Genomic DNA, 20,970 nt, shown 5'->3' on the forward strand with positions numbered 1-20,970 from the left:
TACTCAATACCATAGAACCCAGTAACGAAGTGATGTGAAAAAATATCGCCATACACAAATATTTAGGCTCAGGATCTATTAAATCCACCATATAACGATGCAAGCGATGGTAATTGCGGCCTTGAAGATGTCAGCCCTTCGGTCATAACGTGTTGCAATTCGCCTCCAATCTTTAAACTTGGCGAACATATTTTCAACTTTATGGCGTTGTTTATATAAGGTTTTGTCATAAGATATGGGCTTTTTTCTGTTCTTTTTTGGTGGAATGCATGGCTCTATCCCTTTGGCTTTAAGGGCTTGTCTTAGCCAGCTTGCATCATAACCACGATCAGCAAGTAAGGCTTGGGCTTTTGGAAGCGTATCTATCAAACTCAAGGCTGAACCAGAACCGTGCAGCCCTCCCAAGTGATCATCTATGCGCACTGGTTTCATATTCCACCATTTATGTGGACCTCCGTTTTGTTGTGGAATGATATGATGAGCTTGATATCTCTCCCCTACTTTTATAGTTCTCTTGTACAGAGAAGTCTTCATTTAACATCATAGAATATTAATCTCCCACGCTTACTTCAGAAGATACAATTCATGTTGATTAGCAAGTATCTCGATCTGGTTAATCTCCTTTTCATTCTCAAAATATAAGTATGTTGAAATATCATTGTAGCCCGTCGAAAGAACACCTAACCCAGGAAACATAAAATCGTATCTTTCCTCTTCTCGTAAACTTGAGATAATTTTGGTCTTGAAGCTTCGGAGATCCCTTTCTTCTTGAAAAAACATATCATATGATTTAGAAGAGCTATCTTCTGTAAACACGAGGTATGGCTTATCAAGCGCAAATAAGTCTGCATAAAAATTTGTGAATTTATTCTCGAGTTCAAGATATGACTCAAGAAAGTGATGGTTACTTTTCACCTGTCTAAACGCCATAAATAATTCCTGCTGATACTCTGTACCCGTCAACCAGTGGTCAAACCTATCTAATCTTCGTGTGGGAAGAGAAACACTCTCTACATCCGTTTCATTTTCTATCGACCGATAGACCCTACGGACAAAGTTTTCATGTTTTTTTCTATTCATATAGCAAGACCCCCTGATCTTTTTTATTTAAATACTCTACCCTGCTTATCAAGAGTTGCTACGCAACGTAATTCTTTATCATATAGCTTCCAATAACTAGGTCCATGAGCCCCTGATCCAGAATGAACTGCACGATCACGCTGAATTGCATATCCTGTCTTCGGATCTTTAAAAAGAGGTGCTGCTCTTCTTTGAGATACTCTCACAGTCATTCTACCTAAGTCTATACGATCTCCATATTTCTTAAAGAGCTTAGCTGGTAAACGCCCAGCAACTGAAGCAGGCGTAGCAGCCAAATCACCGGCTCTTGCTGAAGTGAGAGTTTCACTGGGAACCACGGAAGGACGTGCGCCCTCCCCTGTTACTGCTCTTTCTATACGAGAAACAGTACCTTCGGCGGTTGTTGGAGCGACAGGCCTCCCGCCTGATCGCACGCCCGCGCTTCCAACACCACATCCCCCGCCAGAGGTCGCAACAGTTGCAGGAGCTGGACGGGCAGAACTGGCCGCTGCCGCGGGACGGGGGCCACCTCCCCCACCTGTGGCACGCATAAGGGTTCCCTCTCCCCCAGATACTGCCGCACGTGCAGCACCCATAGCGGCTGTCTCGTCGGCACCAACTGCCCGAGCAAAGACCGGTGGAAGCGGATGGGTATTCATGTTTACCGCACGGGTCGAAAGATTCAGATTTAATGCCTGAAGACCCTGAGAACCCTGTTGCGCCTCAATCATCAGAGCCGTGCGCGCCAACCGTTGCGCCGCTAACCTACGGGTCAGATCGCGCTGAAGACTTGTTCAGCCTTATTTCTTGCCTGATTGAGCGCCTAAGATGATGGGTTTGTTTTTCGCGCGAGCTCGGGCCAGAATATCTTTAAGCTCCATATTCTCGCCATCTTTACTATGGTACATTTCGTGAAAAAGCATAGACTGGTAGTTTTCCAGCGCTTCCTCGTACTTTATTGATAAAGGTTGTTCTGTATATTGAACTGGTCTTCTATGATTTTCTCGAAGTAAGAAGGAGATTTGTGATAAAGGTTCCAAATGAACTTCTCGAATGAATCTTCTATTTTTATGTTATTAGACATATACCAAACTGCATTGGGGTTTTCTGAGTTTGGCTTTAGAACCAAATATCTTGAACCTTGAATAATATCAAAAAACGGAATGTCCCCTGGTTCAAACATATCGAGAATCGAGTCATCCATGTACATTCCATCGCACTCTATTGGGGTATCAGGTGGGGTATCTAAAGCCTCTATGATAGCATTATGAAAAGTTGCAACGACTTTAGGAGGAAGAATCATACTTGTATTATAATCTTCCAAATTACCGCCTTTTGACTCTCTAATTCGTCCGCCACTAAAGCTTTGATAAAACTCTCTAAGTTCCGATGGAAATTGATAGCCTATTTCCTCTTCTGCCTCTTTTAAATCTATTAAACGGGGCATAGATAAAAAATTCTTATGTACCGGTGTGGCAAATGGTTCATATCGAAATTTCATTAAATATTCGTATTTCACTATTCTGCTCCAATAGCCTGAAGCATTCTCAAGGCTGAACCAGAACCGTGCAGCCCTCCCAAGTGATCATCTATGCGCACTGGTTTCATATTCCACCATTTATGTGGACCTCCGTTTTGTTGTGGAATGATATGATGAGCTTGATATCTCTCCCCTATTTCACCTATTACATCCCCAGTTCTTCTAGAAAACACTCGTTCTCTATAAGTAGGCCAGAGATTTCCAGTTTCTCTTTCCCACTCAGATATCAGAGACTCTCTAAGCCCTCCAAACTTACTCGTATGAGTCGACTTTTCCGCTGCAGCTAATCGTGAAAAACGCTGTGTACGCAAGGCATGCTCCAGATGTGACTTCTGCTTTGTTGTAAATGATACGCCAGACATTCTTTCCATGTCACGCACATAATGAGCTGCTAAGACCGCACGCCGCGAAATCCCGGTTTGCCCTGATGTGGCCAAATCCCCTGCCCGTGCGGAAGAAAGGGTTTCACTTGTCGGTGCAGTAGGGCCTGCCGCTCTTCCCGCGCGCGCTGAAGCACCACCTCCTGAAGCGGCACCAGTTGCAGGAGCTGGGCGGGCAGAACTGGCCGCTGCCGCGGGACGGGGGCCACCTCCCCCACCTGTGGCACGCATAAGGGTTCCCTCTCCCCCAGATACTGGCGCACGTGCAGCACCCCCCATAGCGGCTGTCTCGGCACCAACTGCCCGAGCAAAGACCGGTGGAAGCGGATGGGTATTCATGTTTACCGCACGGGTCGAAAGATTCAGATTTAACGCCTGAAGACCCTGAGAACCCTGTTGCGCCTCAATCATCAGAGCCGTGCGCGCCAACCGTTGCGCCGCTAACTCACGACTCAAGTTCCGGGCAAAACCCCGGGCCATGATACTGCGTCCCGTGCGCACCACAGAGCGGCTCACCGCTCCGGCACCTGCAGCAGCGGCACCAACCAAGCGCGGCGCCTGCCACGGAATTATCCATTGCCCCGCAACATCAACTGTATATCCCACATCTTGGGCCATAGCAGCAGGTACACCTGCTTCTAAAAGACCCCGGGCAAGAAGAACTCCTCCAGCATGCGAGACCCAGTGAACCCCCTCTCCTGCAGCAACCGCCGTATGCGTGATCCCATCAACAAGGGTGCCCACAACGCCCAAGGGGCGCAGGTTATTAAAGTCATCCGCCCATTCAGAAACAAGACGCCCACGATCCCGTTGCGATAACCCTGCAAATGCCCCCTCGCCTTCGGTGGCGTTATAATCAGCCTCCCGTGCGCGCATATAGGCTTCAGGGCCCTCTTCATAGGTAGCAAGCATGTGCGTGCGATAATAATCATGAGCATCGGTAAGGGCTTCAACTGTTGCAGGGATCAACGGCGAACCTTCCCCGATACGATCCCATACGTAGCGCCCGGCTACGCCAAACCCTCGTTCTACCGCGGCCCCGAGGGCAGGCATGGTTGATTCAACATCGCCGTCCGGTAAATATCCCAGGGGTTTGCGTGGAGCATCCTCGCTTAACGGCGGCGCTTCAGCCCCCGCCGAAGCATCCGCCACAAGTTCACCTGTTTCAGCATCAACGGCCACCGCGCGCCAAATACGCGCTTGTAAATGCTCCGCATCTATCGGGGAGAGTCCCGGCACCAGGGCGCCTGCCCGGGCGGCAGTGCGCGCATGAACATCTTGGCCAATAGCCAGAATATCTTCAACCGTTTGAATGGCCTCAGGGGGAAGACTACGCACAACCGCAGAGGGTGCAGCCGGTTCCCCTTGGACAGGTTTGGTATCTTTCGGCGGAGAGGCGGCGCGAATGCTTTTGTGTAGCGCATCAGATTCGACGCGAGGAACAGCTGCCGCCTTAGCGTAATCAGGACTTTCGAAGGTACGCCGCGCCATAGCCGCTGCGCGGGCTTCTTGCAAGCGCCGTTCTTGGCGAGCTTGCACCTCAATGGCGTGCATGGCTTGTCCCGCCGGGGTTGATAAGCGATGGGCAACAGAGGCGAGCATCGCCGAAGAACTTGGCAGCGACACGTCGTAGCGCATTGCCCGGGCAGGCGACATTGCCATAGCCGCATGACGCATCCGATCCATTTCGCCCGCGGCCATGCCAAGGGCACCCATACCAAACCCGAGCGGTCCCCGTCGGCCAAAATAAGGGCTTGGAATTGGAATCGGTGTAAGATCAATTATGGTATTTGCCGCTGATACGGGTTGGAGTTTAACACTCCCGTGTGGGCAATCCTCTCCGGCTTTATACCACAGGGCGCGCCATCGTGACCATTGGGGAGCCTTCCATCCTCTGAACCAAAAGCAAATGTTCCTGCCAACATATGGGATTGGCCCCCAATTTCAAGATACGGGGGCCGGGCAATGGCGAAGTTCACATGGCTGACACCCCCACTTCCGCGATGCTCACGTGTATCCCCCATTTGCATAAGTTCTCGTGTCTCTGCATTTGCAAACATTGATCCTACCATTTTGATATGGCAGCTACTCATGTGGAGGAAACCTAAGCGAGAGAGAGGCTCAAAATAACCTGCCGGATTGAATGTTATGTTCACGCTGAGCCCTGAATCAATCTCGATATCAAGGTAGTTCAGATAAATGTGGCCCCCTTCGGGACCAACCAAGATAAGGTCACCACTAATGTCCATACGACTCCCATTCGGGATGTGCGGGCGCAATTTAAAAGGCACACCTGCCACAGTTGCCGTTTGTTCTTCATCAGCGGGGATATAGTTCCCAAACACCGGATCAGTTTCACTTTCGATCCGGGTGGTATGGGCGTTCATGCGCCCGAAATCAAGGCAAAATGCGCGCGCCTTGATCGTCAGATTATTGCGCCCTGTATCAACTTCACAACAGTTAATTTTATTCCGCCCCAAACGGCAATCATCTAACGCAAAATCCATTTCAGTGGTGCCGCGAATCGCATTAAAAATAAGGCGTCCATCTGGCGCGGTATCAACATCAATGACATAAACGGCCTCGCCATTATGGACAGCAACCTCTTCATGGGTAAATGCATCTGTGGTTCCAAGAGAATGCAGAAGAACTTCAGGCCCATCAGCTGTTGCGGCCAAAAGATTATATCCGCCGCCCTCTGATGTACGCATCAATAAACGTGTATAGGCACTTCCAAGCGTATGTTCCGCAACCGCAACCGCGGGGGCGTCTTCGGGAGTAACGTAAACTCCGGCTAAAAACGCCTCAGCATCTTTAAATGCGGCAGAAGTCGAGAGAACCCGCAACCGATGATCCGGGTCAGGCCCATCAGAGGCGGTTAAAGGGAGAAGCCCAAGAAACGTAAGACCGACAAGTGCCCGGAATAATAAACGCCCGGTCAGTACGCGTGTGAGAAAAACCCTATAATCCCAAGAATGTTTATCCATACCTATACCTCAATGTATCATCCAATTACTGGCAGGTTAGAAAGAATTTGAACTATTCGTCAAATGAGTTTTACGAATGTGTCCAGGGGTACTTTTCCTCTAAATACGACAATGCCCTTATTTATATAGGTGCTTGCGACACAAACGTATTTTTGCATACTCATAAGTGAAAATTAACATACTCCATGAAGGATAAAGTTGGCGAAAAATTTAGAAGATGGTTTATACATACCCGTATAAGGCCTTTCCTAATCCACCAACACATCTACGGTTTGCAACTCTTAAAGCCGGATGAGGAGTGGTAGGCGCCCTCAGATACTCCAAATATTGTACACCCTTAGAGCTCACTTGAGAAAGAACGGAAGATTTAGGTAATTAATTATGATGATAAAAAAAGAACATCATTGATAATGGAATCTAGGCTCAGGATCTATTAAATCCACCATATAACGATGCAAGCGATGGTAATTGCGGCCTTGAAGATGTCAGCCCTTCGGTCATAACGTGTTGCAATTCGCCTCCAATCTTTAAACTTGGCGAACATATTTTCAACTTTATGGCGTTGTTTATATAAGGTTTTGTCATAAGATATGGGCTTTTTTCTGTTCTTTTTTGGTGGAATGCATGGCTCTATCCCTTTGGCTTTAAGGGCTTGTCTTAGCCAGCTTGCATCATAACCACGATCAGCAAGTAAGGCTTGGGCTTTTGGAAGCGTATCTATCAAAGCTCTCGCACCCTTATAATCACTGACTTGTCCTGCGCTAAGATGCAACGCAACGGGTTTGCCATCTTGATCGCATACAGCATGAAGCTTTGAGTTTAATCCACCTTTTGTTCCCCCGATAGCACGGGCAACATCCCCCCTTTTAACAGCGAGCTTGCTGTTCGATGGGCTTTCAAATGTGTGGCGTCAATTTGCAGATGCTCTGGCGCACCACCTTCAGCGACCAGGTTAGCAAATATTTTATCAAATACGCCTAAGAGAGACCATCGACGAAAGCGGGTATAAAGGGTCTTATGAGGACCATAAACCTCCGGCACATCACGCCATTGTAAACCACGCTTTAAAACATGGATAGTCCCACTCACAACACGACGATCATCAACCCGAGGAACCCCATGAGGCAATGGAAAATAGGGCTTGATCGCTTGAAATTGCTTCTCACTTAACCAAAGTATTTCACTCATAAAACGCTCCTTTTTTATAAGTGAAACATATTCTACTAATCTATTAAATCAATTTAATAGATCCTGATCCTAGGTCACGAAAACTTGCGGCACAGCCATCCACACGTGTCAGGCCAAGTAGCCTTTCAGAGTTCCATTTTGTAACCTAGTTTTTTCTAACATGAGCAAGGTACTTTCAGGCACATTATGCAATAGGGCGTTTTTTAGGGAAAATTCCTGCATGAGGATGAAAAATGTAACACCTATGCTGTAAGTGATAACAACAAAAAAAAGAAATAATCACCAAAGCTGATATTATACCCTGCTACCGCGTAGATTGTCACTGACCTATAGATATTTTCCTGATACACTGATAATTAACTGATTCAAGATTGTTTTAAGCACCTTTATGAGCCGTGACACACACCCCACATTTGCGAATCACGTTGGAGTAACCTCTGAGGTTCTACAGGAGGTGCGCCAACACCTCCGGGCCCACAAATGGGCACGCCTGAAAAAAACCGTGGCTCCGCTGCATGCTTCTGATATCGCTAACATTATCCAACTGCTTGATGGGTCTGAGCGCAATCATTTTATTCCTTTGATTCCTGCTGAGGCGCTACCAGAAGTTTTGGCTGAGCTTGAGGATCATTTTCGTCCCCTCGTTCTTGAACGCCTTAACCCCCAACAGCTTGCGAATGCCATTACGGAGTTAGACACCGGGGATGCCGTTGAGCTCATTGAAGAACTTGACGATGATGTGAAAGAAAAAGCGCTCAGTCATATTTCAAAAGAAGACCGCGAAGTGCTTGAAAAAGCACTCCAGTATGCAGAAAAGACTGCTGGGCGTATCATGCAAACGGATGTCCCTTGTGTGCCAGGTTTTTGGACAGTGGGAGAAGCTCTTGACTATATTGCCAAGACAACGGATCTCCCTGATACTTATTATGATTTGTATATTGTTGATCCTCGCGATAAACCACAGGGCATTGTTTCACTCACCCAACTCGTTCGCGAGGAACGCGATGTACCACTTGCAAAAATTATTGACGAGAATATTCGGTTAATTCCCGCAGATATGGACCAAGAAAAAGTAGCGCAACTTTTTCGCCAATATGGGCTTGTGTCCGCTCCTATTGTCAACACAGAAAATCATATTATTGGGATGATCACTGTTGACGACATTGTGCACGTCATTACAGAAGAAGCCCAAGAAGACTTGCTCAATCTTGCCGGTGTACGCGAATCAGATTTTTACGCTGGCCCAGTCGAAACAACTTATCAGCGCATCCCATGGCTTGTTATTACGATGGTGAACGTAATGATTTCGATTTTTGTTCTGAGTCACTTCCGAACGCTTATTGACCAAGTCACCGCGCTGGCATTTTATCTGCCCGTTTCTGCTGCAATGGCTGGGAACTCTGGGCTGCAAGTTATCACCATTATCGTGCGTGCACTCGCCACACAGGAATTGCGTAAAGAAAATCAGATGCGCACCGTCATTAAAGAGCTCACCGTTGCCAATTTCAATGGGATTATCTTTGCTCTTGTGTTTGGGACACTGGCATCTTACTGGGAAAGTGATGTACGGTTAGGGCTTGTTGTGGGGGGGGCACTAATTTTTAATATGATTTTAGCCGGTCTTGCAGGAACACTCCTTCCCGTGATGCTACGCCGACTGGACATGGACCCCGCAATTGGCGCTGGCCCGATGCTGACAATTCTTACTGATGTTCTGGGTTATTTTATTTACTTGAGTCTGGCTACACTTATTTTTGGCACATAAAATGTTGTACTGCAATTTTGTGTAAGCGTTCAAAGAAAAACCGAGCAAAAAACTGGCGGTAGGGTTCTTTCTTGTGGCCAGAACAGAAGTTACCCCATTACTACTTATGCATTTTTTATCGCGCTTTTATTGTCTTTGCTTATTGCCTTGGGAACAGGAAAATCTTGTGCCATAAGTACTGACACTGGATCTACACAATTGGCAAGAAGGATTCCGGTGATTGGTATTGCCCCGTATACTATGAAGCCAGATAAAAAAAACAGGCACCAAAGGGTAGTATTTCACAAAAATTATAGGCCCTCGCATGTCCGAACAACTCATTCCCTCTAGATAAACATTTGAATTATCACGGAAAAATTTTCCTATTGTTATTGATCGTCATCTTCGTGACAACACACAAATTGTTTTGTCATATACTTTTAATCAAAGTACATATATTCGCTAGGCCTATTTAACTGGCCTTAGTACTAGTAAATTTTGATACAGACAGACATAAAAAAACCTCCCAGACGAGAGGTTTTTTTCATTCTATAGCAGTAGTTCTTTATTCAACAACGGTAACCGCACGACGGTTATATGTATGGGCTTGCTCGTCATCGCCTTCAACGGCAAGACGCTCTTTTCCATAAGATACGATACGGACGCGCTCTTTGGATACCCCGTGACTGAACAAATAATCACGAACAGCTGCTGCACGACGTTCGCCAAGACCCAAGTTGTATTCACGCGTGCCCCGCTTATCGCAATGCCCTTCAACCAAAATGCTCACATTTGGATATTTGGCCAACCATGCCACTTGCCCATCTAATGCATCTTTTGCATCCGCCCGAAGAGAGGCAGAGTTGTAATCATAATGCACACGCTCAGCGGTTGATTGTTGAAAGTCTGTGCAAGATCCAGGCCCAACTTGTGCGCATGAGTTACGATCGCACGCACAGCCAGCAAGGCTGAGGCCAACGATCAAGATACTGAGTATATTTTTTAACATGTCTAATTTCCTAGAGTTATTTTCTGTACGACAAATCAATACTATCAAAAAAAACCTATGGTATTAAGTAAAATTTTAAGAAATCAAGAATTTATAAAATTTTGTCCCGGGAAGGTGACCAAGTTGCCGTCACTGCATTCACTCCCGATGGTGTGGGAAGATTACGCTCATAAAAGCCCGCAAGGTCAATAATGCGAATGCGGCGGTCTCCATTTTTCCCTTTTTCCTTGGCTCGATCCTGACGGGTGAAGATAATGGCCTTACCATTCGGTGACCAGAATGGGTCCTCCACAATGTAGCCCGTTGATAGCAAGCGCTCTCCTTTGCCATCTGTGCGCATAACACCGATATGAAAAGCCCCATCAAAAATTTTCGTGAAACAAATCATATCTCCACGCGGCGACCAAACAGGCGCAGCATAACGCCCACCAGGGCCAAAACTGATTCGCTTTATATTTTTGCCGTTACTGTCCATAACATACAGCTGTTGGGTTCCAGGACGATCTGAGTTAAATACGATCTTCTTTCCATCGGGACTATAGCTAGGAGATGTGTCAATATACTTACCCTCAGTAAGCTTGCGAATGGATTTTGTTCCCAGGTCCATCTCGTATATGTGAGAGTATGCGCCCTTATCTGTTGCGCTCATCAAGACTTTCTTACCATCCGGAGAATAGCGCGGCGCATAGGTCATTCCGGGAAATCGCCCCACCAGGGTCCGCATGCCTGTTTTAAGGTTTAAGATATAAACCTTAGGAACCGTGTTTGTGATGCCATAGTCCAGATACACAATTTCATTGCGCGTCGGTGAAAAGCGAGGTGTCAAAACAATATTTTTCCCCATAGTCAGATACCGATGATTTTCACCATCTTGGTCCATGATAGCTAACTGCTTTATTGCTTGTGTACCCTGCTTGCGCTCAGCAATATAGGCAACTTGAGAGTCAAAGAACCCATCTTCCCCCATTAGGCGTTTGTAGATATCATCACTGGCCATATGTACCAAACGGCGCCATGATCGTTTATCGGTGGTAAGCGTGTGAGAGACAACTTCCTTCTGTGTCAGAACATTATAAAGAATATAACTAAACTGCACCCGACCATCCATGGTTGGCGAGAGCTTCCCCACCACCAAGGATCGCGCACCGATCACACGCCAATCTCTAAATTTTGGCTCTTTAAGGGCATCGTCAGCATTTTGAATAAATGCCTTCTGACTAATAACATTAAACACACCAGCATTGGTAAAGTTCGTGCGCATCGCCCTTGCCATCTCCCGACCAAACTGGGCATGCTCCGGTGTTGCTCCCTGAAAGTCTGTTACAGCTATGGGATGGTCAGTTGCCGATCCCTGGGTCAATTTTACGTGAATTTTAGCCTGAGCTGGCAAAATGCACAGCATAGCCAAAACAACCATGCGATAAAAAATTGAAGAAGTATTCATGAGATCCACACGAAAAATATATTGATTACGAATTATAAGAGTATTATTAGCAAAAAAAAGAGCGCATGCCTATGGTGTATTATGGTTCATAAGCTCTCTCTCAATCGCCCTGTCTAGGAAACCATTTATCCAGGAGGCTTTTGTCATAAGCACCACGTGACCCCTGTGCGTGTACTCTTCATCACACAACTTTCATCGAACCCATCACCTGTTCGTTATACACTAGTTCATAGCCTTAGGATCAAAGACAATCTCAAGCTCTTTCCAGCGTGAGTACTTTTGTACAGGAAGAGCAATTGGCTGACAACGTGGGTCAAGCACAGCATTTCGTGCCTCATCTACCGCTACTTGGTACAACGCATTTTGCGTATTTTTGGGTGAAATTATTTCTGCTTTATTTACCGTACCATTTTGATTCATTAGCAAGCTTACGACCACGACAAACGTGCGAGAATTTGGTGCGTGCATAAAGGTACCCTTGTTCCAACACGCATTAAATTGGCGCATAAGAATTGTACGAATTTCATCATCACTTTCCGAACCATCCGCAGAGCCATGCCGAACATTGGCTTTATCTGTGGGTTTTTCTGTAACATCTTGCAAGTTTTTTAGTGCCCCCTGAGGTTGTGGCTTAGTCTTTGGTCGTGGAGAAGGAGGCCGTTTTTCCTTAGGGATTTCTTGCGGTTTTTTAGGGGCTGGCTTCGAACGATACGCGTCTGGGTCACTGACATCTGAAGGCTTTGTTGGTGCTGGTTTAAATTTTTCTATCACCTTGGGGGGTAAGGGAATTTTTGATTGATGACGACCAAGAGCCTCTTTTTGTGAAGGCAATGTATCGTTCATAATAATTTCAACAGCCCCACCCAAAACAATGGGTTGCGAGCGTGCCCAAAAAATATAGTCCAGCGCCAAGGCGAGTATCGCACACACATGAAAAATTACCGACCATCGGAGTCCTACAACCAGCGAGAATTGGGTATATGTTTTGCGTGCATGCAGAGCCTTAAGAGTGGCAGATGAGCGCTCCATGTTCCCTAAGCTTTCTTAAGATTTACCCGGAGGCGTTGCCACAAGACCAACGTGACGGAATCCTCCATATTGCAAGTGTGCCATCAAATTCATGATCGCACCATAGCTGACACGCTTATCTCCGCGCACATAAATACGTGCCTGCGGATCTGATTGGGTAATAGCTTTTAATTGAGGCACCAGATTTTTAAAGATTACCTTACGGTCTTGGATAAAAACGTCACCTTGACGGTTCATACTGACTGTTAGGGGTTCTTTTTGCTCTGTGGATGATTTCGCTGCGACTTTTGGCAAGTTAACGGGCACACACACCGTTAACATGGGCGCCGTTACCATAAAGACAATAAGCAATACAAGCATGACGTCCACGAAAGGAGTTACATTGATTTCTGCCATGGGCTGACGACGGCTGCGCCGCCGGCGTGATGATGCTAGCTGTGTTGCGTTCATGCCCATAAATTATGCCTTGCTATCAAGTTGACGAGAAAAAACGGTTGTAAACTCCTCAATAAATCCGCCAATCCGTGTAGCAAAACGGTTCACATCACTGGAAATTTTGTTATAGGCTAAAACCGCCGGAATAGCGGCAACCAACCCCATTGCTGTGGCAAATAAGGCCTCCGCAATGCCTGGGGCGACAACCGCAAGATTGGTCGCTTGATTGGCCGCAATGCTTTGAAAGCTGTTCATAATGCCCCACACGGTCCCAAAAAGGCCAACAAAAGGCGCCGTAGATCCTACCGATGCAAGATAACTTGAAACACCCTCAAGGAGCTCAAGCTCACGATCCATTGCTACATTCATCACCCGAGTCATGCGCACAAGCACATTGGCACGCTGTTCGCTTGTCAGCCGATTGGATGATTTTGATTGCTCCCACTCTCGCATTCCACTTATAAAAACAGCACTTAAGGGATCCGGATCATCATAATCTACTTGTCCATGGACCTTATCCAAGTTTGATCCTGACCAAAAAATATCTTCAAACGCATTTGCTTTTTTTTGCATACGCTTGATTAACAAGTACCGTGAGATAAAGATCGCCCACGTCGCCAGAGACGCAGCAACCAAAAGAAGCATAACAAATTGAATCGTAACGTCAGCCTCAACAAATAAACGCCACAAAGAAAGATCCGCAGACTGCACAGCACTCGGCGTCAGGGATTGTACGGCGGGCAAAGAGGGAGATACAGACATATGTGCGACAAAGTAATTGTGTAATGGAAGCAGTATACGTGAAATTACACGGTCGGACAAGAACAAGAGAGGGGTTCATAGCCGTTGTGGTTAATGATCGCAGCGAGAAAAATCTGCAGACCACATTTTTTATGCACAGCCTTTACGTTGGGGGAATCTTTCTTTACATTACAAATGGTTTGCGCGTCCTTAGCTCAGCTGGATAGAGCAACAGCCTTCTAAGCTGTGGGTCGCAGGTTCGAATCCTGCAGGACGCACCACCCTTTCCAGGGCACAGGATTATAGTAGATCCAAACTTTCTACTGGCAAAGAAACGCTGAGGTGGGACACCACACATTCGCCGGAAGGTAAACAGTTGCGTCGCTCAACGATCCAGGCAGATAGCTGGTTGCAATCTACAGATCCGATAAACACATCCGCCATAAATCCATTAGTGGGGGAGCCGCTTCAACGCTTGAAGGATTTTCTCTTGTGCAGCCTGAGCAGCATCGTGTCTGGCGCGTATTTTTGCGACAGCATCAGGACTGGCGCGGCTGACAAAGTTCTTATTTGCAAGTTTTTGAGCATTGACATCACACTCAGCTACAAACGCAGCAAGCTCTTTTTCCAGACGTTTGCGTTCTTCTCCAGAGTCAAGCGCATGCATGACTGGCACGTGAATGGTCGTGCCATCAAAAACAAATTGAAGCGCTTGATCGGGGAAATCCGTCGCCGGGGTAATGGTATTAATCTTTGCTACTATCGTGCATAGATCCGGAAATTGGGCAAAAATAAAGGGCAGCTGACTGTTGGTCTCAACCAACAGGTCAAGGCCTTTCCCTGGTGCAATACCTGCATCAGCCCTCAACCCTCGCAGATCTTTGATCAAGCGAATCAATGTATCAATCCCTGCAATGGCGTGTTTGTCCGCCTCTAACGCCTCTGAAAAAGAGGGCCACTCTGTAGCTATGAGCATACCTTCTTCCGCATAGAAATGCGCATGAATTTCCTCCGTCACAAAGGGCATCAACGGGTTTACAAAAATCAATACTTGGCGCAACACCCACATAAGCGTTTCTTGCGTTTCACGATGAGCCTTATGCGTGTTGTTTTGTAAGGCAGGCTTTGCGAGCTCCACATACCAATCACAGACCGCCCCCCAAACGAACTGATAAACACTGTGCGTCACACGATCAAAGCGGTAGTTTTCTAAATGTGCTTCCAGCACGCGACTCTGGGCATAGACTTGATCCACAATCCACTGATTGACAGGATACGTCACGCTACATGGGTCAAATGCCCTACGGTACTGGCATTGATAGTGCTCGCATAATCGCGCCACATTCCATAATTTTGTGCCAAAATTCCTGTATCCCTCAATTTGAGATTCTTTAAATTTAATATCCACCCCTGGGGCCGCATATGAAGCCATACCAAAGCGCAACGCATCAGAGCCATATTTGTCTATCAGCACCAAAGGATCGATCACATTGCCTTTTGACTTAGACATTTTTTGACCATGCTCGTCACGCACCAGCGCATTCATATAAACGGTATGAAAGGGTACCTCACCCATACAATGTATTCCCATCATCATCATGCGCGCCACCCAAAAAAAGATAATATCAAAACCCGTCACAAGAACGTCACCAGGATAATAACGTGCAAGCTCAGTTGTTTGATGCGGCCACCCCAGAGTACTAAAAGGCCACAAAGCAGAAGAAAACCATGTGTCTAAAACATCAGCATCGCGCCTCAGGGAAACCGCTTCTCCGTAATGCGCTATCGCCAGTTTTTGGGCTTCTTCTTCATCATGAGCCACGAAGTGAGCCTCATCCGGACCATACCACACGGGAATTTGATGACCCCACCAAATCTGGCGCGAAATGCACCACGGCTGAATATTCCGCATCCACTCAAAGTACGTTGCCGTCCATTTTTCGGGAACAAACTTTGTTTTCCCTTCTTCTACGGCTTGTATTGCTTTAGCAGCCAGCGGTTCAACATTCATAAACCATTGCAGTGTCATATATGGCTCAACCTCAACACCACTGCGTTGACTATGCGGAACAGGGCGCGTCGTTTCTTCGACTGTGATGAGCTGATCTGTTGCATCAAGCGCTGCAACTACTGCTTTGCGCGCCGCATACCGATCGAGGCCAACAAAACGTTCTGGGACAACTCCCGGGAGCAATCTGAGGCCTTTATCCATCACCGTAATGTGTGGCAACCCATGGCGACGACCTACCTCAAAATCGTTAAAGTCATGAGCAGGGGTAATCTTAACTGCTCCTGTTCCTTTCTCCGGATCTGAATAATCATCTGCAATAACAGGAATGGTTCGATCAGTAAGCGGCACCCGAACCTTTTTTCCCACAAGGTGGGCATAACGCTCATCTTTAGGATTCACCGCGATAGCCGTGTCTCCAAAGAGTGTTTCGGGACGAGTGGTCGCAATGACAAGGGAGTCCTTACTATCGCAGAGAGGATAAGCAATGTGATAGTAATGACCCTTGATGTCTTTAGTTTCCACCTCAAGATCAGAGACAGCTGTTTGCAAAACAACATCCCAATTGACCAAACGCTCCGCACGATAAATTAATCCCTCATTATAAAGCCGCACAAACACCTCCCGCACAGCCTCATTCAGCCCTTCATCCATTGTAAAACGGGCCCGTTTCCAATCCGGTGTTATGCCTAAGCGACGCTGCTGATCAAAAATTCGGTTTCCGGACTCCGCACGCCATTCCCACACGCGCGCTATAAAGGCATCGCGACCAAGATCATGACGCGTGCGCTTTTCCTCTGCCAATTGGCGCTCGACAATCATTTGTGTTGCAATCCCCGCATGATCCATACCGGGTTGCCAAAAGGCATCCATGCCCTTCAAACGCTTGTAACGAATCATAATATCTTGAAGTGTGTAGTTCAGCGCATGCCCCATATGCAAGGATCCCGTCACGTTAGGGGGGGGCATCATGATGACATATGGTTTTTTACCAGAAGCTGTATTACCAGCGGTTAGGCCAGACTCGTCCCACGCAGCAATCCATTTATTCTCAAGATTTCGCGGGTTATATGTTTTATCAAGCATGTGATGAACCTCTCAGGAACATGTATCAGGTAATACCCGTATTATCAGGAATTTCTTCCTGACTCAACATGACTGTCCGTGGGTGAACAGCAAAAATAATACGCATAGGAGCGAGCAATCTTCTAAGGGTAGAATATGGGTAGAATATGATCCGCTTCGTTAAGCGCGTTTGCTGGGGTCTGCTTCTGCATGAAGAATGGTGGTTACCGTTGTTACGTCTTCGTCAAGAAGCGCTGCAATCTCAGCAGGAGTTTGTCCAGCACGCGCAAGTCGTGCCATCACTTCCCGGAGTTTCTCCTGCGCTCCTTCTTCTTTTCCTTCTACTCTTCCTTGCGCTAATCCTTCTTCCTTTCCACGGGCATGTTCTTCAGCCGTGTAGATTGAGAAACGATCATACTCAAGACCTTCAGCAACATATGCGTCGTGCACATCTTCGGGAAGGTTGGTGATCCGAATCATCTCAAAAGCCCTCTTGACAGCGGGGGTAGCGATGGTTGCCTCAACTTCAGTGGCACTCATAAGATGGGCACGCGTGAAGAACGTCAGCCAATCTTGTTGCTCACGGGAATCCACAACTGCAGGCGCATTAGCAAGCGAATACTGTACCAGTTCAATCCCATCAATAAAGCGCCGCGGCGTATGGAGTTGTTCTTGCATGCGATATCGTCGCACGTATTGTTCGGGGGTGTCGCGCCAATGATCCCCGCGTACACCCGCCAAAATGTTAATCCCAATGACTTTCTTGAGATCACGCCAATGGTCCCCACGGCGCAGTTGATTGCCATAAAAGGCGGCCACATAGGCAAGCGCACGTTCATCCCAATAGTCCTGAGGGATGACTTGCGTTTCGATCAAGGCATATTCACCCGTTTCTAACTGGCAGACAAAGTCCATGGTGCCGTTATACCGGACCTTTGGAAAAGCATGAACAAGATCATCAAACGATGCCACCATGCGGCGCAACAACTGGGTGGCTTGGGGATGTAGGGCTAACTCATCTTCGAGGGTATCTTGTAAGTGAACCTGAACCTGACGGGCACCGTCAAGTTCAGCAACAGTTTGACGGGTGTCCGCCCGATGAAGGAGGGTGCGCAAGGTTTGCATTTCTTGCAAGGGGTTCATGTGGTCATCCAGGCGTTTGGATTCCACAATCCCGATGTCGGGCACAAAGGCATGCAAAAAAGAGGGACGCACCTCATCGTCGGCAAGCACCAACTTAAAGGGGGCATCAAAGGTTGGGACTGTATAATCCTGTTGGCGTCCGCGGGGAAAGGCACTGATACTGTCGCGGGTGTTATCTGGGCCTCTTTTGGGTTTGGTGGCAAACCCACGACCAGGAACAATGCCCACCCAAGGAGCTAAAACGCTTCTTGCACTTTTTGGTGGGGTCTTAGCCCAGAAAACAGCTCGGGTTGATCCTCCCGCTGCGCGTGATCCCACCAGACAGAGTTCTTCAGCAGCGACCTTCCAGATGGCATGTATGGGTGCGTGCAGAGAGCTTAAAGAGATAAAGGCAACAAGTAAAAACGGCATCATGGATAAAACCTCCAACAATTCACACAAAACCTATCAAAAGATTCCCAAATAGTCAAGATTTCATACACGGGTGGCACCCTGAAGGATAGGTAGATAGCTTCATAGGATATGAGACAGATCGCATATCTGCAGCATCTACACAAACGACACGCATCCATAAAGCAGATAGCAGCAACGTATCATTTTGAAGGATAGCTTTTTAGGCAGAGACAGGTGTTAGTGGCTTTGTCGCTCAAGAGTTTCTCCTGACCTTCTGTGCCATCATCCTTATATAAGCGTTCCTATCGTGTGGGAGAGAACAATCTTCTAAAGGTAGAATAAGGGTAGAATATGACCCGCTTCGTTAAGCGCGTTTGCTGGAGTCTGCTTCTGCATGCAGAATGGTGGTTACCGTTGTTACGTCTTCGTCAAGAAGCGCTGCAATCTCAGCAGGAGTTTGTCCAGCACGCGTAAGTCGTGCCATCACTTCCCGGAGTTTCTCTTGCGCTCCTTCTTCCTTTCCTTGGGCTAATCCTTCTTCTTTTCCTTGCGCTAATCCTTCTTCTTTTCCACGGGCATGTTCTTCAGCCGTGTAGATTGAGAAACGATCATACTCAAGACCTTCAGCAACATATGCGTCGTGCACATCTTCGGGAAGGTTAGTGATCCGAATCATCTCAAAAGCCCTCTTGACAGCGGGGGTAGCGATGGTTGCCTCAACTTCAGTGGCACTCATAAGATGGGCACGCGTGAAGAACGTCAGCCAATCTTGTTGCTCACGGGAATCCACAACTGCAGGCGCATTAGCAAGCGAATACTGTACCAGTTCAATCCCATCAATAAAGCGCCGCGGCGTATGGAGTTGTTCTTGCATGCGATATCGTCGCACGTATTGTTCGGGGGTGTCGCGCCAATGATCCCCGCGTACACCCGCCAAAATGTTAATCCCAATGACTTTCTTGAGATCACGCCAATGGTCCCCACGGCGCAGTTGATTGCCATAAAAGGCGGCCACATAGGCAAGCGCACGTTCATCCCAATAGTCCTGAGGGATGACTTGCGTTTCGATCAAGGCATATTCACCCGTTTCTAACTGGCAGACAAAGTCCATGGTGCCGTTATACCGGACCTTTGGAAAAGCATGAACAAGATCATCAAACGATGCCACCATGCGGCGCAACAACTGGGTGGCTTGGGGATGTAGGGCTAACTCATCTTCGAGGGTATCTTGTAAGTGAACCTGAACCTGACGGGCACCGTCAAGTTCAGCAACAGTTTGACGGGTGTCCGCCCGATGAAGGAGGGTGCGCAAGGTTTGCATTTCTTGCAAGGGGTTCATGTGGTCATCCAGGCGTTTGGATTCCACAATCCCGATGTCGGGCACAAAGGCATGCAAAAAAGAGGGACGCACCTCATCGTCGGCAAGCACCAACTTAAAGGGGGCATCAAAGGTTGGGACTGTATAATCCTGTTGGCGTCCGCGGGGAAAGGCACTGATACTGTCGCGGGTGTTATCTGGGCCTCTTTTGGGTTTGGTGGCAAACCCACGACCAGGAACAATGCCCACCCAAGGAGCTAAAACGCTTCTTGCACTTTTTGGTGGGGTCTTAGCCCAGAAAACAGCTCGGGTTGATCCTCCCGCTGCGCGTGATCCCACCAGATAGAGTTCTTCAGCAGCGACCTTCCAGCTGGCATGTAGGGGTGCGTGCAGAGAGCTTAAAGAGATAAAGGCAACAAGTAAAAACGGCATCATGGATAAAACCTCCAACAATTCACACAAAACCTATCAAAAGATTCCCAAATAGTCAAGATTTCATGCGCTTTATGGGGAGAGGGCTTAGCTGTGTAGAGTCCTTTACAAGAACCCTCTTTTATTCGGGCACCGTAAAGAAATCCTGAATCATACTCCCGCATGTGCAGCGGGGCATGGTTCGGTAATGGACGCCGCTTTGCCAAGGTTTGATTGTGTCAGGACTGTAATAGCCATATCCTCTGGCAGGCAAGTTTTTAAAATAGGGTATCGTGAACATCCCCCGGCCGTGTACCTTAATGGTGCGCTTCGCTTGTTTCACTTTCGCACATATAACATCGCATGCACCCTGTGCGTTTCCAGAGATGTTAATCTCTTTCAGGTAAGGGAATTTTTCCAGCGGCAGTGTTTGCATTTCACAATCACCAACACGGCACTCCACGATCTTCAATACACGTAGATTTGGGAACTTCCCTAACCACGACAGATCCCCACCCGAAACATGGCGACCGTCCTTCAGATCTAAATGAAACTTGACATTTACCAGCTCAAGGACTTCAAGGTTTTGCGCAAACGTAGCCTGGGCAAGCTGACGCATATGTACTGGATATATCCATCCCCCAGAAATTGTCAGCTTCTTAAGCGGGGAGCGACTAAAATACTTGAGAAATAACTCTGAAAATTGAGGTGCCGGTGCAAAGAAATATCCTGCACCCTCGATGCGAAGATTGTTGAGTCGCGGGAAATCCAGATTACTTGTGTCTTTAACTGACGACAGTGGTTCGTATCTGAGTGGAGACTCAATTGAAAGCACATGAACCCTCAAATTCTTACCACCTTCAAGCAAGGCCTGCATATGATTAGGGCAACCATCAGTTTTAATTGTTACTTGCAAATTATTGCGCACCCCCCCTGCACAATCAAGTGAAGATAGAAAAACCAAAATAAGTAGCATCACACGCTTCATAAAACCTCTTCTCCAAGCATCTTATAAAATGGGGCCATTACTGACCCCACGTCAAATGCAAAATTTA

Annotated in this window: 17 protein-coding genes and 1 tRNA gene; 2 read left to right on the forward strand and 16 right to left on the reverse strand. The window is 47.3% G+C overall.

All coding sequences use genetic code 11. From position 1 onward, the window contains the following. Positions 1–78 precede the first annotated feature (78 nt). The 7 genes from H6849_00910 to H6849_00940 form a co-directional block, all read right to left on the reverse strand. Positions 79–432, reverse strand: coding sequence for an IS5 family transposase (locus H6849_00910; GenBank protein ID USO01597.1), 354 nt, complete (start codon positions 430–432; stop codon positions 79–81). A 132-nt stretch (positions 433–564) separates the two neighbouring features. Continuing rightward, on the reverse strand, positions 565–1,080 hold the full coding sequence (locus H6849_00915) for a hypothetical protein (protein ID USO01598.1): 516 nt from the start codon (positions 1,078–1,080) through the stop codon (positions 565–567). 23 nt (positions 1,081–1,103) lie between these two features. Next, complete coding sequence (locus H6849_00920; GenBank protein USO01599.1) at positions 1,104–1,829, reverse strand: hypothetical protein; 726 nt, start codon at positions 1,827–1,829, stop codon at positions 1,104–1,106. A gap of 206 nt (positions 1,830–2,035) precedes the next feature. Continuing rightward, the gene (locus H6849_00925; protein USO01600.1) at positions 2,036–2,599 is read right to left on the reverse strand and encodes an SMI1/KNR4 family protein; all 564 of its coding nucleotides are present in this window, start codon (positions 2,597–2,599) and stop codon (positions 2,036–2,038) included. After that, a complete protein-coding gene (locus H6849_00930) occupies positions 2,599–4,716 on the reverse strand; it encodes a hypothetical protein (protein USO01601.1) in 2,118 nt (705 codons plus the stop codon). The genes H6849_00925 and H6849_00930 overlap by 1 nt, the downstream gene beginning before the upstream one ends. Before the next feature lie 65 nt (positions 4,717–4,781). Further along, entirely contained in the window at positions 4,782–5,987 is a 1,206-nt protein-coding gene (locus H6849_00935; GenBank protein USO01602.1) for a hypothetical protein, read from the reverse strand. Positions 5,988–6,420: 433 nt separating this feature from the next. Then, positions 6,421–7,175, reverse strand: a protein-coding gene (locus H6849_00940) for an IS5 family transposase (GenBank protein ID USO01603.1) whose coding sequence is annotated in 2 segments (ribosomal slippage) — positions 6,421–6,857 and positions 6,857–7,175 — 756 coding nt in all. Because the reading frame shifts where the segments join, the coding sequence is not laid out codon by codon here. Positions 7,176–7,563: 388 nt separating this feature from the next. On the opposite strand from H6849_00940, the gene mgtE reads away from it, so the two are divergent. After that, positions 7,564–8,940, forward strand: coding sequence for a magnesium transporter (gene mgtE / locus H6849_00945; GenBank protein ID USO01604.1), 1,377 nt, complete (start codon positions 7,564–7,566; stop codon positions 8,938–8,940). Between the two features lie 544 nt (positions 8,941–9,484). Here the strand turns inward: mgtE and H6849_00950 are convergent. The 5 genes from H6849_00950 to tolQ form a co-directional block, all read right to left on the reverse strand. Continuing rightward, a complete protein-coding gene (locus tag H6849_00950) occupies positions 9,485–9,928 on the reverse strand; it encodes an OmpA family protein (GenBank protein USO01605.1) in 444 nt (147 codons plus the stop codon). 91 nt (positions 9,929–10,019) lie between these two features. Then, positions 10,020–11,372, reverse strand: coding sequence for a Tol-Pal system protein TolB (tolB, locus tag H6849_00955; GenBank protein USO01606.1), 1,353 nt, complete (start codon positions 11,370–11,372; stop codon positions 10,020–10,022). 222 nt (positions 11,373–11,594) lie between these two features. Further along, complete coding sequence (locus H6849_00960) at positions 11,595–12,401, reverse strand: hypothetical protein (protein USO01607.1); 807 nt, start codon at positions 12,399–12,401, stop codon at positions 11,595–11,597. Positions 12,402–12,416: 15 nt separating this feature from the next. Beyond that, a complete protein-coding gene (tolR, locus tag H6849_00965) occupies positions 12,417–12,857 on the reverse strand; it encodes a protein TolR (GenBank protein USO01608.1) in 441 nt (146 codons plus the stop codon). A gap of 3 nt (positions 12,858–12,860) precedes the next feature. Continuing rightward, positions 12,861–13,598: a protein TolQ gene (tolQ, locus tag H6849_00970; protein USO01609.1), complete on the reverse strand. Its 738-nt coding sequence runs from the start codon at positions 13,596–13,598 to the stop codon at positions 12,861–12,863. Between the two features lie 183 nt (positions 13,599–13,781). Between tolQ and H6849_00975 the strand changes: the two genes are divergently transcribed. After that, positions 13,782–13,858 (forward strand) — tRNA-Arg (locus H6849_00975). Between the two features lie 170 nt (positions 13,859–14,028). Here the strand turns inward: H6849_00975 and H6849_00980 are convergent. The 4 genes from H6849_00980 to H6849_00995 all read right to left on the reverse strand — a co-directional run bounded on the left by H6849_00980 (position 14,029) and on the right by H6849_00995 (position 20,903). After that, positions 14,029–16,671 (reverse strand): valine--tRNA ligase, encoded by a 2,643-nt coding sequence (locus H6849_00980; protein ID USO01610.1) that lies wholly within the window; start codon positions 16,669–16,671, stop codon positions 14,029–14,031. 159 nt (positions 16,672–16,830) lie between these two features. Continuing rightward, entirely contained in the window at positions 16,831–18,207 is a 1,377-nt protein-coding gene (locus tag H6849_00985) for an Rpn family recombination-promoting nuclease/putative transposase (protein USO01611.1), read from the reverse strand. Between the two features lie 343 nt (positions 18,208–18,550). Next, positions 18,551–19,939: an Rpn family recombination-promoting nuclease/putative transposase gene (locus H6849_00990; protein ID USO01612.1), complete on the reverse strand. Its 1,389-nt coding sequence runs from the start codon at positions 19,937–19,939 to the stop codon at positions 18,551–18,553. Between the two features lie 118 nt (positions 19,940–20,057). Then, positions 20,058–20,903, reverse strand: a complete 846-nt coding sequence (locus tag H6849_00995) for a hypothetical protein (protein USO01613.1) — start codon at positions 20,901–20,903, stop codon at positions 20,058–20,060. Positions 20,904–20,970: the final 67 nt, after the last annotated feature.

This window comes from Alphaproteobacteria bacterium (assembly GCA_023898725.1).
Lineage (GTDB): Bacteria > Pseudomonadota > Alphaproteobacteria > JAUHZC01 > JAUHZC01.